Genomic DNA, 13,086 nt, shown 5'->3' with positions numbered 1-13,086 from the left:
TTTGAGGGACGGCTCCTTTGCTCTCTCTATCAATAGTGAGAGTATTGCTATCGCGTATGCCCTGTTTGTCCAGGGTTGTGCAGCGTAACACCGTCAGCATTCATGGATGAAGTGGAGCAGCCCAAGTATATTCATCACCGGATGACGGTTGCTTACTGAAGTGACTATTGGGATTATAGTGAAGCATGAGTGGGAACTACGGGCAGATTACCTGTCTATTTGGTTTGAAAATAATCTGGGCGCGAGCGCATGGGCTTGACTCAAATACATTACAAGGAACGATCGCAATGTCTACACCAATTGGATTACCGCCTATCTTTGAAAGCACTCCCATTGAGTTGGTGCCAAGCCAACAAATCGCGGAATTTCCTGCCAATACGTTTCTAGAAAGTATCGCGATCGACTCTGACAATACGTTATTTATCACCAACCATTTTGAAGGAAAGATCGTTCGCATCGGGCAAGATCGAATCCCCGTAACTCATGCCACGATCTCAGGTAAGGCAGCAGGTCTAGCTTTTCTGTCAGAAACAGAACTATTGCTGACAGGTTGGAATCAAGACGGAATTTCCACCATCTTTAAAGTTTCATCTCAAGGTTCAGTAGAAACTTTACTAACAATGCCAGATGCAATCTTCCTGAATGGAATCACGCATTTGACTGGTAGTCGCTATGCGATCGCTGATTCCTATCGAGGTGCGATTTGGGAATTAGATGTAGCCCAAGTCAGCACTCGCATTTGGCTCGAACATCCTTTGTTGGCGCGAACCTCCGCAGAGCAAGAAATTCCCGGAGCTAATGGACTCAAAATCTTTAACAATGTGCTTTATGTATCGAATACCCAAAAGCAGCATATTGTTCGGATTCCGATTCTCGAAGATGCTGAGCCAGGGGAACCAACAATTTTTATCGATCGCGTAAACATTGACGACTTTGCCTTCGATCGCAACGGTAATCTCTACGGCACTACACACATTTATAACAGTGTGGTCAAGATTACACCAGATGGTAAAATAACCACGATCGCCGAAGCAGAACAAGGAATGGCAGGAACTACAGCCTTAGCATTCGGTCGTACTGGGCGCGATCGCACCAGTATTTACGTGGTAAGCAACGGTGGTATGTCATATCCATTGCCATCAGGAATTGAGTCGGCAAAAGTTGTACGTCTAGAAATTGGTGCTGAAGGATTACCGCTAATCTAGTTGGAAGTTTTTTGCATGAATCCATTGAATCAATCTGACGATCCTCCAGTAACTGTTGATATTCTGCAACAAGTCAAGCCTGGTTGTGAGGATGAATTCGATCGAGTTTTGAGCGATATATTAGTCGCTGCTGCGGCATTTGAAGGACATTTGGGAGTGAATATCTTCCGTTCAAGCGATCGCAGCAACCGAGAATATCGCATCGTCTTCAAGTTCGACCATTTGAGTAATTTGACCAGTTGGGAAAATTCTCCAATTCGTCATCGGCTTTTGGAACGAATCAAGCGGCTAACTGTTAATTCTGAGTATCAACGGCTGACGGGGTTAGAGACATGGTTTACCTTGCCAATTCAAGGGGCGATCGTGCCACCGCCCCGTTACAAAATGGTACTCGTTACTTGGCTAGTGATTTTTCCATTGATTAACATCATTCCACCCTTCTTAAATCAATTGCTTTTTCCATTGCCAACTTTGTTACGCAGTGCGATCGGTGCAGCTTTCATGGTTTCGTTAATGACCTACATCATCATGCCACGGGTGACAAAGTTATTTGCTAAGTGGCTCTATCCAAAGTAGAATACTCTTAAGTTCATTCATGAACTAAGGTCACGATGAAACCACTTTGTACGGATTGCCAAAAGTCGATCGAATGTCAAGGCTATCTACGATAGGATGATTGGCAACATTAGAATTTGAGCTGTTGATGACGCTCATTATCACACCGATAATAATGAAATCCAGCGAGCTTTAGCACTGGATCTAGCACCACAGACACGACAAATGTGTTGGCGATCGTTTATCAGGGCGATCGCCACATCAAACACCCCTTATCCAAGTCAATACGATTGCATGATCTTACTTTCCGCAACCATTAAGACTACCGTTACAGCTAGTCAAACAGCGGCTTTTGAGCATATTGTGCCTATTGACCTCACTTCTATATTTAAAGGTTATGGGCTGCTACCATCTGTCACGGGGATTAAGAACCAAGTTGGAAATTGGGACATCGCAGGGCAAACCCGCACTGTACATTTATCAGATAATAGCTCCGTCCAAGAGCTACTGACAAAATATGAGCATCCGCGATACTTTAGCTACACGGTTAGCGGTTTTACTGGGGTGCTGGGGTTTCTTACAACTTCTGCGAATGGCGAGTGGTGGTTTAGTATCAACTCATCAGGTCAGACTACGATCGAGTGGCGTTATACATTCAATGCACGGTCTGTTTTAGCGGTTCCAATCCTTTGGTTGATTACCAATTTACTCTGGCGCAACTATATGAATAATGCGCTGCAACGATCGAAAGCACTGATTGAGTAGAATATGACCTAACCAGCGATCGCATTCGGAATCGATCCAAGTCCTTACATCCAGAGTTTATAAAATGCCAGAAAAACAGCCCTTAACTATCGATTTTACTCAGAAAGATGATGTTATGAAAGTTGTCCCCCGATTGCCGCTGCGATCGAGCGAAAATTTGGGCTGGAATGAAATTCATGTTCAACAACATTGTCAACCCGCTTGGGAATCACCTGAATACGCTCACACTACACATATTGTGGTTGTCGGACTCAGTTCGGATTTGGTTCAGACAGAACGTTGGTTTGATGGACGCAGGCAGCAAGAGCAGATTGGCGGCGGAAATAATATTGCGATCGTCCCGGCAATGGTTCAGCATCGGAGCAGTTGGAATCAAGAAGCCTCCTTTTCCGTGTTATCCCTTGAACCCGATCGCTTGACTAAAATTGCCTATGAATCATTTACAACGGAGCGGATCGAACTCATTCCGCATTATGCAATGCAGGATACATTCATCGATCGCATTGGCAAGTCTCTGACAGCAGAACTTATAGAGGCTCGATTTGGCAGTCAGTTATTGGTAGACTCCTTGAAGATCGCACTTTCAATTCATCTGTTGAGGCATTATTCAGATTGGCACAAACCCTTGCGCGACTACCAGGGAGGGATGCCGAAGTGGAAAATGCAACGAGCGATCGCATATATCCACGATCATTTAGCTGAAAATCTAACTATTGCAGCGATCGCCGATGAATTAGAGATGAGTCAATATTATTTCTCACGGTTATTTAAGCAATCGATCGGTGTATCACCCTATCGATATGTAATGGAGCAAAGAATCGAATCAGCAAAACATTTATTGAAAAAAACTCCACTACCAATTTCGATGATTGCCGATCGGGTTGGTTTTGCCAATCAAAATCAATTGACAATCCAATTTCGGAACTTGACGGGTACAACACCTAGCAACTATCGCAAACACTTTTGATGTCCAGCCTCATAGCAAGATTCTAATAAATGGGGCAAGAATCAATGATTAATCCGGATTTTTTCTGACGCGATCGTGAGTCAGCAGAAATCTTTGCTAGGCTTGACTGCGTACTGAGGTACGGCGGAAGATGAACTTTATCGTTTCACTTCCAAACTAAAACGATTCGGGTTAGCTTAAAGGAGACAAAAATGAGCAGAAAGTTGAATTTAAGTAGATTTGCCATCTCTCTCATAGCCGTTATTAGTTCCCTGAGTCCCTTCTTAGCCGATTTCAATGAAACTCATGTTTTCAATCCACTTTGGCCGCCACACGCCAAATTTCATAACGGACAAACGATGACTTTGGGTCTTATTTGCGGGATTATATCGCTTTATTTTCTATGGTTTCGCAAGGTTTCTACTGACATTGAAAACTTAAAGATGTCTTGCTTATTTGCGGCTCTTTACTGGATGGCAATGGCACCAGCAATTCTCTATCCTGGAACGGCATTCGCTGACCCAGAATATGGTGGTCTTCAATCATTTTCATTAGGGGGTTTCCCAATTACACAAGTTCACATGGATTTTCTATTTTTTATCATTTTGGGAATTTGCTACTACACGGAAAGCAATCGAATGAAAAAATCTTCATGAATTTCGTGAAATTTCATGGAACATACTAAGGTTTTCTCAAAGAGCCGGAAAACTTTGGCTGAGGCTGAACTCTAAAACGCTGCGATCGATTTGAGCAATCGCAAGAATCATCTACTTCAAAGCTCAGTTTCAGACTTTATAGATCGTTCAAACAGAAGGAGAATCTCCATGAATTATGAAAAGTTCGAGATGCTTGACGACCAAAATGCCTGTGCGCTGCTGATTGACCACCAAGCAGGATTAATGTTATTTTGCGGTGATATTGACCCAATTCACCTTCGCAACAACTGCATCGCGCTGGCAAAAGTGCTTAAACTGCATAACATTCCGGTCGTGATGTCCGCTGCCGCGTTCGGACCCGCAGGGCCTCTGGGTCCGTTCCTACCGGAAATACTGGAGCTGTTCCCCGACGTACAGCCCATCTATCGCACCAAAATCAATTCGATGCACGATCCACGTATACGAGAAGCGATCGAAGTCACTGGTCGCAAAAAAGTGATCGCGGCTGGCATCACAGCAGACTTCTGTGTTGGGATTCCCGCAAAGACTCTGGCGGCGGAGGGCTACGATGTTCGACTTGTCATGGACGCTTCGGGGAACTATAGCAATCAGGTGCTGGCAGCCTCAACCGCCAACCTGACTCAATACGGCGTGAAGGTAACCAACTGGCTCAGTGTGGCTTGTGAACTTCAACAGGACTGGGCGATCGAGAAGACGGCACAAGGACTGCTGGAGATCTATCGCGAGCATCTGCCGGAGTGGTCTATGCTACAACTTACGTCGGACACCTGGAAATCCTTGCAGAAGTAGTTTTAGAGGTCGATTCTCCGAAACCGAGAAACACGGTCAATGACCCGCCGCTAATACGCAATCGACTTGGAAAAAGGTCGAGAATCGATAGGAATCGATCGCACCGAGTAGGATGCTCGGTCAGAAGCTGTCTTAGTGCGTCAGAACTTTAGTTAATTCTGAACGCTGCGATCGATTTGAACAATCGCAAGAATCACCTAACTGATTCTAGATATTCCGCAAGAAAGGTCTATCTTTTCATCCCATAACCAAGGTATTTTTTCTAGCCAAACCCGATAGTTTCGTTGCGCCTCGTTTCTTATTCCCTAACAATTTAACTGAGGTATATCAGTATGCATCGAGCAAAACTCGCCAGATGGTTGCTTATCACCGCAGCTATTTCCACCCTGACGATACCCATTGGAGTTGATGCAGTTTTGTTAGCAAACGGTCACATGAACAACCCGGCTTGGTTGCCTCACGCCAAACTCCACTGTGCCATGTCTTTCTTTGCGGCTGCCTCGTTGGGAAGTGCCGCTTTAGCAATTTTAAAAGTGCGTCCCACCAGCGATCGCTTTTCAATGGGTTTGGCTGCATTTCTCGGATCTGCGTTCTGGGTTGGGCTAATTGGCGCGGGGTTTTGGCCTGGAACATCCTATGGTTTCCTCAACGATCCGGTTCTGGGAACCGTTCGTGAGCCTGAATTGGGTGGTATCTCGATTTATCCAAATGTTGTGGCAGCAATGCTCACGATTGCGATCGCAGTCGTTGGTTATTGTTTAACTGGGCAGCAAAAATCAATTGAACGATCTAAGTAAAAGTTTGCACATCAAAAAAGGAAAATGAAATGAAAATTGGCATTATTGGTGCTGGCAACATGGGTGCTGGGCTAGGTAAACTTTGGGCAAAGGCAGGACATGAAGTCGTCTTTTCTTACTCACGAGATCAAAATAAGCTGCTTGAGCTGGCAACAGTGGCAGGGGCGACTGCGAAAGCTGGAACGATTCAAGAGGCAGCAGCACAAGACATTATCTTACTAGCTGTTTGGCTGCCAGCATTGGAAGAGGTCATTCATGCGGCTGGCTCTTTGGATGGAAAAATTGTCATTACTTGTGTGAGTGGAATTCAGCCAGACTTCACGGGGCAGACGATCGGTCTAGCGACTGACTTAAAAATTTCTGTTGCTGAAACCATTCAGAAACTTCTACCAAATGCAAAAGTTGTTGAGGCATTCAATACTACATTTGCTGAAATTATTGCTTCAGACTCAAGACAATTCGGTGCTGATTTTCCTAGCGTTTTTTACTGTGGTGACGACGTTGAAGCAAAACAAATCGCTGCAAGTCTCATTGAAGACTGCGGTTACAAACCAGTTAATGCAGGTAATCTTCTGGTAGCACGCACTTTAGAAACCTTAGCAAGTGCATGGGTGCAGTTTGCTGTTGCGAGTCAGCTATTTCCCAACCTTGGGTTGAAAGCTTTGCAACGTTGAGCAGCAGCATAAACCAATCAAATGCAGCGGACGGTTGAGGGTCAATGATACTGAGTTCGAGTCTCGATCTGTCTGCTGCAAAACGGTTATTATCTTCCTGGTGCGTTCTTCCGAAGATTACGCACGTTCCACAGTGTTTCTAATGTCTCTGACACTAACTTCGCAAAGCTGATGAAGTGTTTCTCATCTTCTTCCGTGAACTCCCCTTCGTACTTATCGGATAGTTGTAGCAATCCCCAGTTCATTCCATCTTGTCCGACAATCGGGGCAGCAAGCCAACCTCGCATCGGTGGATGCTTGCCCGCCTCGTTACCAAAACCTTTCCACTCAGGGTGAGCTTCGAGTTCCGCTTGGGTCATTCGTACAGGTTGATTGTGGCGCAATAACCACCCGTGTGTGCCATATCCAGTTGCAGGTGTATCGTATTTTGCCCACGCTGCATACTTCTCTGAGAGTGAGAAGAACTTCCGAATAGAACTCCAATCTTCTTGCACAATAATGGCGATCGCAGATTGATGAGCGCCAATCAGAACTCGGATCAGTTCAACTGCATTCTTCAAAACTCGATTTGCCGCTTCAATGAATTCCTCGTCGATCGCATCTGGGTTTTGAATGACTGGATTTGGCGTTGCACCTGTAACGATATTTTGGAGGTAAACATTTTGATGAGCTTCTGGCTTTACGTCAGACATCGGTTGATTCCTCCTAAGCGCAAAATATGGTTTCCGAAACTACCAAGGAACAGGCTGACCGAGGTGGAAAAAGCCCCCACTTGCTCCATCATCAGAGAGAGTTGCTAGCTGCACACCTGTTTTCGCACCCTCAGTAATATCCATCATTGCGCCGTCACCGCCTAATTCGATTTTGACCCAACCGGGATGAGCACTGTTGACCTTTACGGGTGTGTTTCGTAACTCGTGCGCCAAATGCACGGTAAAAGAATTGACCGCAGCTTTAGAGGCATCATAAGCAAAGGGTTTGGAGTCATAAATGAACGAACTTGGATCGGCGTGAAGGGTCAACGATCCTTCGATACTTGCCATATTGACAATCCGTCCACTTTGGCTCTTTAGAATCAAGGGCAACATGGCTTGAGTCACTTCAACCAAAGCAAAAAAGTTAGTGTCAAACGTCTTACGGATCATGTCAACTGATACAGAACTTGCATTACTAATTGCCCATTCACCATCCAACATGACTCCAGCATTATTAATCAGAACATCCAACTTACCGAACCGATTTTTAATCTCTTGGACGGCTGATTGAATTTGAATACTGTCATTAATATCAAGTAGAATCGCTTCGGCTTTCAATCCTTCATTTTTTAGCTTCGTTGCTGCCGCGACCGCCGCTTCAAGTTTGCGGGCTGCAATGATCACCGTCAATCCTTGCTGTGCAAGCTGGCGGCTCATTTCAAACCCAAGCCCTTTGTTCGCGCCTGTCACCAATGCAACTTTGCCATTTGATTCGCTGTTGACCATTGACTTCTTCTCCTTGATTTAGGGCATTCGAGCAAATTCATCACAACACTGAACCTGAAAAATTGGCTATTTGAGGATTAACGGCGTTAAAACAGGAGCCATCAACATTTCAAACTCCAAATTAGTCGCGCTCACCACATTTTCGACAATCTTGCCCTCTCGTAGCCGCATGACATGAGTTTCAATGAAAGTGATATCCCGATTGGTAGCAGCAATCCCAAAAAATGCTTTGGTGTGTTTTTGCACAGATCGAAATCGAACGACGACTCGATCGCCTGCGGCAAACATATCCTCAACGATCATCTCGGAACCCGCAATGGGAGGAAAGGCATCGAAAAAGGCACTAAATATTTGTATGTAAGCTTCCCGTCCGTCAATTGGCCCATCTGGCTTTAATCCGGTGATTGCCTGCACATTCTCATGTAGTACATCCGCCGCGATCGCCATATTGCCCTTGCCCAAAAACTGCTCGATAAAGATCCGGGCGATCGCCAAGTTTTGTTCTTCAGTTGGAGTCATCGTTATTCCTCACTGTAGTTGTGTTGTCTCTTCGGTTCGATTGATTACCAATCCAGTGCGATCGCGCCCCCAAACTTCCGCATCTCAGCAAAGAAGTTACCCTGTGAGCCGCCCTCTGGAAGAGTTGCCAGATACACAGCGGTTTCAGCTCCTTCATCCGCTGTAAAGGGCGCATCAGGGCCACCCATATCCGTTTTCATCCAGCCAGGAGAATAAGCATTTACCAAAATGTTTGTACCTCTTTAGTGAAGGCATTGGCCAATTCCTGCATCCGGGGTTCATGGCGCACAGGTGCGTAGGGATAGGGTTGGCTGCGGGTTGGTTCCGTGGGGTCAAGGCCTGCCTGCCCATGCACATCATAAAGCTGCTCGGCTTGGGCGTAATAGGGCTCAAAATCGGCATATTTCACCGCCCATTCTGGCGAAATGCCATCCTGGTGCGTGACCTGTTCAAAATCGCGCTCTCGCATCCGCAAGAGGGCAGCCCCGTAGACTTTGGTGTTACCGCCCACCCAATAGCCCGTGGCCGGTCGGAAGGCTTTCCCGTTGGTGTCAAACCACTGTTCTTGGGTGTGATAGCGTTCCCGTTGATACACTTCTAACGCACTCCAGTTTTCCTTTTCTCTCGGCAAGAAGGATCCGCGTTCTAGAATCAAAATCTTTTTGCCGCTGGCCGCTAGATGATAGGCCAACGTGTCGCCACCTGCGCCGGTGCCGATAATGATTGCATCGTAATGAGTGTTGGTAGCCATGAATGGGTTCCTCGCCGGACGGTATGAAAGGCTAAATATGCCAGTCATAGAAACCAGTATCGACAAAGCTTGGGGATTTTTAACTTATTTTTTTCATACCCTGATTAAGCAACGCCAGGTTTTCAATGTAGGCATGATTTAACATCCAAACTATCAACGAATCATTTTAGTAATCGATCGCTCAAATCCACCCGGCCATCTCGGTCATAGTTGCAGCGAAAAATACAACGTTTGGGATTATCGTGGTGGAGCTTGGCGCACTTGACAGCGCGATCGCCAAACAACTCAGTATACAAACCCGCCGCTGATAACATTCCGATCGGGGGCACGATTACATACAGCCAGAAGTCCGTCCAAACATTGGCCGGTAAAGCCGACGCCAGACTTCGCGCCGGATTCATGCTAAAGCCCGATAATGGCGCTTCAAAGGTAATGTAAAGCATGACGAGAAATCCCGATAACAGGCCAGTGTAGCGATGCAGTTTTTGGTGATTACTCGTGAATAACACCATCATCATCATCACAAAGGCCACCAACCATTCACCCATCACGGCTCCGAGCCAACCCAGCGCACCGGGAACCGTGACAATATAATTAATCGGAGGTTGGATAAATACTTGACCCAACGCGAATGCGACTAAATAAATACCGGCTAATCCGCCTAGACATTGAAACAACACATAGAACAACGCATCCAGCAACTTAACTTTGCCCAGTCGATAGAAGGTCAACGTCACCGCTGGATTCATGTGCGCGCCCGATTGTTGACCCCAAGGTGAATGGATCAGGGCGATCGCCGTCAACCCCATCACAATTCCCACTAAAAACCGCCGTAGATCACCATTGGCAATGGCCTGATGTACCGGCGATTGAGGATATTCAAACAGAATCGAAAACCCACCGGCTGCGATCAAAAATAATCCCAGTAAGGCCGCTTCCATCAGGTATTCTGGTAGGTGATTGCGAAAGGTTGCTTTAAGGGTGGTCATGCTGTCCCTCCTGGGCGCGGTGGGCCGCATTTTGGTGAATCAGGGCAGCGACCAAGCCTGTCCAACCGGTTTGGTGACTCGCGCCAATTCCCGCGCCATTATCGCCGTGGAAATATTCGTGGAACAAGATGTAATCGCGCCAATGGGGATCGGTTTGGAATTTCTCAATGCCACCATACACCGGACGGCGACCCGATGCCTCGCGCTCAAACAAGGCCACTAAGCGGTGAGACAGAGCGATCGCCACTTCTCCCAAGGTCATTTCCTGCCCCGATCCCGTCGGACACTCGACTTTAAAACTGTCGCCCAGATAGCTGTGAAAGCGCTCTAAGGCTTCAATAATCAAATAATTCACCGGAAACCACACGGGGCCGCGCCAGTTGGAGTTACCGCCAAATAAGCCGGTGCTGGATTCAGCCGGTTCATACCGGACGAAATAATCATTCCCCCCTAATTGCAAGCAATAGGGATGATCCTGGTGATACTTGGAGATGGCTCGAATCCCGAACGGACTGAAGAATTCCGCTTCATCCAACATGCGTTGCAGAATCCGTTGCAGTTTGCTGCGATAGGCGATCGCCAACAACCGTCGCGCTCCCATTCCCGGTGTTTCCATACAGGCGACATTCTCTTTGAGGTCAGGGCGATTGCGAATAAACCACTGCATCCGCCGTTTGAAACCCGGAAATTTTTCCAGGGTTTCGAGTTCCAGCACGATGACAGCATAGAGCGGAATTAAGCCCACCAGCGATCGCACCTTCAACGGTAACTGTTGCCCATCGGGTAAATGTAGCGCATCGTAATAGAAGCCATCGACCTCATCCCACAGCGCAATATTGCTTTCGCCAATGCCATCGATCGCGTCGGCAATGTAGAGAAAATGCTCAAAAAACTTACTGGCAATGTCTTCGTAGCTGTCGTCGGCTTTGGCTAATTCGAGGGCGATCGCCAGCATATTCAGGCAATACATGCCCATCCAACTGGTGCCATCGGCTTGGTTGAGGTAGCCGCCCGTGGGCAATTCGGCACTGCGATCGAAAATGCCAATGTTATCCAACCCCAAAAAGCCACCCTGAAACACATTGTTGCCCGCCATATCTTTGCGGTTCACCCACCAAGTAAAGTTGAGCAGCAACTTGTGAAAGACCCGTTGCAGAAAGGCGCGATCGCCCTTCCCAGTGGATTTTTGCTCAATTTGATAGACCTGCAATGCCGCCCACGCCTGCACCGGAGGATTCACATCGCTAAATTTCCATTCATAGGCCGGGAGTTGGCCATTGGGATGCATATACCATTCACGGGTGAGGCGATCGAGTTGCAACTTGGCAAACGCCGGATCGATCATCGCTAACGGAATCAAATGAAATCCTAAATCCCACGCGGCAAACCAGGGATACTCCCACTTGTCGGGCATGGAGAGAATATCTTCACTGAACAGTGTGCCCCATTCGTGATTGCGTCCGGCTTTGCGATCGGTAGGCGGCGCGGGTTGTCCCGGATCGCCTTTCAGCCAGTCATTCACGCTGTATTGATAATATTGTTTGCTCCAGAGCAGTCCGGCAAACGCTTGGCGTTGAATATTGCGTTCATCGTCCGATTGGGGAAAGGGCGAAACCTCTTGATAGAACTGATCGGCTTCCTGTTTCCGGGTCTGAAAAATCTGCTCAAACTCAGCGCTAAACGGGGCGGACAATTGGGACCGATCGCTCAACCGCAGGCGCACGGTTTTGGTGGCTCCTGGTGCCAAGGTCAGCGAATAACGGGCGGCAAATTTTGTGCCGACCCGATCGGGATTAATCGCTTGAGCATCACCATTCACCACATAGTTATTAATGCCATCTTTCACATAGGGCGATCGATTCGCTGTGCCAAACAATCGCTGATAATTGGTTTCGTTATTCGTAAATAGTAATTCTGCATCACCCTCACAGTAAAGCCAATGCGTTGCCAGGGTGGGATGCTGGGCTTCGAGTTGACTGAACGTTGGATCAGAATGCACGACTTTGATCAAGGGCGGTGTGATGTCCGGATTCCAGTCCCAGAGATTGCGAAACCATAGCGTGGGTAATAACTGTAAGGTGCTAGCTTCACTGCCGCGATTGGCGATCGTGATTTGAATCAGAATATCTTCCGCTGTGGCTTTGGCATATTCTACAAAGACATCGAAGTAGCGATCGCCATCAAAAATACCAGTATCCAGCAATTCAAACTCGGGTTCTAGTTTGCCGCGGCGTTGATTTTCTGCGACTAATTGAGCATAGGGAAATGCCTGCTGTGGGTACTTATACAGGCATTTCATGTAGGAATGGGTCGGGGTGCTGTCGAGATAAAAATAATATTCCTTGACATCTTCGCCATGATTGCCTTCATTGCCTGTTAAGCCAAAAATGCGCTCCTTGAGAATGGGATCGTGACCATTCCACAGGGCGATCGCAAAACATAAGCGTTGTCTTGTGTCAGAAATTCCGGCAATGCCATCTTCACCCCAACGGTAGACGCGCGATCGGGCCTGGTCGTGAGGAAAATAATCCCAAGCCGAGCCATCGGGGCTGTAATCCTCCCGCACCGTGCCCCATTGTCGCTCACTTACATAGGGTCCCCAGCGTTTCCAGTAGGCGATCCGGTCTTGGTCTTGCTGCAATCGAAGTTTCTCTGGAATCATCAAACTTCTCCGGTACGGTGAATAACGATCTAAAGAGTTTGCTAACAGAATTCTGCGTGTTTTTAATAAAAGCAGCCTGAGAACTAGATGAGAAAGCACATCTTTGTCAGACCGGCGGCTTTGCCTGAGCACCAACTATGGTTGTTTTTTCCAGTCGTCGGTCAGTAAACCTGAGAACCGTTACATAAATCCTACCCAAAGTTACTCAAGATTGGACAATATTGGACTTTGAGCTTCGTTTACTTCCTGCTTCATCCTGGTAGTGTCGGCACTCAC

Annotated in this window: 14 protein-coding genes and 1 pseudogene; 8 read left to right on the top strand and 7 right to left on the bottom strand. The window is 47.1% G+C overall.

The window, feature by feature from the left end; translation table 11 throughout:
- Positions 1-287 precede the first annotated feature (287 nt).
- The 8 genes and pseudogenes from JGK07_RS31475 to JGK07_RS31440 all read left to right on the top strand — a co-directional run.
- The gene (locus JGK07_RS31475; protein WP_293187078.1) at positions 288-1,205 is read left to right on the top strand and encodes an SMP-30/gluconolactonase/LRE family protein; all 918 of its coding nucleotides are present in this window, start codon (positions 288-290) and stop codon (positions 1,203-1,205) included.
- A gap of 15 nt (positions 1,206-1,220) precedes the next feature.
- Positions 1,221-1,781 (top strand): antibiotic biosynthesis monooxygenase, encoded by a 561-nt coding sequence (locus JGK07_RS31470; RefSeq protein WP_293226460.1) that lies wholly within the window; start codon positions 1,221-1,223, stop codon positions 1,779-1,781.
- Between the two features lie 273 nt (positions 1,782-2,054).
- A complete protein-coding gene (locus JGK07_RS31465; RefSeq protein WP_293287788.1) occupies positions 2,055-2,525 on the top strand; it encodes an SRPBCC family protein in 471 nt (156 codons plus the stop codon).
- A 64-nt stretch (positions 2,526-2,589) separates the two neighbouring features.
- Complete coding sequence (locus tag JGK07_RS31460) at positions 2,590-3,492, top strand: AraC family transcriptional regulator (protein ID WP_293187074.1); 903 nt, start codon at positions 2,590-2,592, stop codon at positions 3,490-3,492.
- Between the two features lie 191 nt (positions 3,493-3,683).
- Positions 3,684-4,127 (top strand): DUF6640 family protein, encoded by a 444-nt coding sequence (locus JGK07_RS31455; protein WP_293187073.1) that lies wholly within the window; start codon positions 3,684-3,686, stop codon positions 4,125-4,127.
- Positions 4,128-4,295: 168 nt separating this feature from the next.
- A complete protein-coding gene (locus tag JGK07_RS31450; RefSeq protein ID WP_293192176.1) occupies positions 4,296-4,937 on the top strand; it encodes an isochorismatase family protein in 642 nt (213 codons plus the stop codon).
- Between the two features lie 332 nt (positions 4,938-5,269).
- Complete coding sequence (locus JGK07_RS31445) at positions 5,270-5,734, top strand: DUF6640 family protein (protein ID WP_293226457.1); 465 nt, start codon at positions 5,270-5,272, stop codon at positions 5,732-5,734.
- A 23-nt stretch (positions 5,735-5,757) separates the two neighbouring features.
- Positions 5,758-6,408: pseudogene (locus tag JGK07_RS31440) on the top strand (NADPH-dependent F420 reductase); the annotation flags it as partial.
- Between the two features lie 89 nt (positions 6,409-6,497).
- Here JGK07_RS31440 and JGK07_RS31435 read toward each other — a convergent pair.
- The 7 genes from JGK07_RS31435 to JGK07_RS31405 all read right to left on the bottom strand — a co-directional run bounded on the left by JGK07_RS31435 (position 6,498) and on the right by JGK07_RS31405 (position 12,810).
- Complete coding sequence (locus JGK07_RS31435) at positions 6,498-7,100, bottom strand: GAF domain-containing protein (protein ID WP_293187226.1); 603 nt, start codon at positions 7,098-7,100, stop codon at positions 6,498-6,500.
- Positions 7,101-7,139: 39 nt separating this feature from the next.
- Positions 7,140-7,889, bottom strand: a complete 750-nt coding sequence (locus JGK07_RS31430) for an SDR family oxidoreductase (protein ID WP_293220946.1) — start codon at positions 7,887-7,889, stop codon at positions 7,140-7,142.
- Between the two features lie 66 nt (positions 7,890-7,955).
- Entirely contained in the window at positions 7,956-8,408 is a 453-nt protein-coding gene (locus JGK07_RS31425; protein WP_293226455.1) for an ester cyclase, read from the bottom strand.
- A 44-nt stretch (positions 8,409-8,452) separates the two neighbouring features.
- Positions 8,453-8,635, bottom strand: a complete 183-nt coding sequence (locus JGK07_RS31420; protein ID WP_293187087.1) for a hypothetical protein — start codon at positions 8,633-8,635, stop codon at positions 8,453-8,455.
- On the bottom strand, positions 8,629-9,159 hold the full coding sequence (locus JGK07_RS31415) for a GMC family oxidoreductase N-terminal domain-containing protein (protein ID WP_293243494.1): 531 nt from the start codon (positions 9,157-9,159) through the stop codon (positions 8,629-8,631). The genes JGK07_RS31420 and JGK07_RS31415 overlap by 7 nt, the downstream gene beginning before the upstream one ends.
- Positions 9,160-9,320: 161 nt before the next feature.
- Positions 9,321-10,148, bottom strand: coding sequence for an aquaporin (locus JGK07_RS31410; protein ID WP_293193885.1), 828 nt, complete (start codon positions 10,146-10,148; stop codon positions 9,321-9,323).
- Positions 10,135-12,810, bottom strand: a complete 2,676-nt coding sequence (locus JGK07_RS31405; RefSeq protein WP_293187084.1) for a glucosidase — start codon at positions 12,808-12,810, stop codon at positions 10,135-10,137. The genes JGK07_RS31410 and JGK07_RS31405 overlap by 14 nt, the downstream gene beginning before the upstream one ends.
- Between the last annotated feature and the right edge of the window lie 276 nt (positions 12,811-13,086).

The organism is Microcoleus sp. PH2017_24_DOB_U_A (genome assembly GCF_020738205.1).
GTDB lineage: Bacteria > Cyanobacteriota > Cyanobacteriia > Cyanobacteriales > Microcoleaceae > Microcoleus.
Note: the sequence above shows the minus strand (reverse complement) of the source record. Positions and strands in the feature narration are given on the sequence as shown.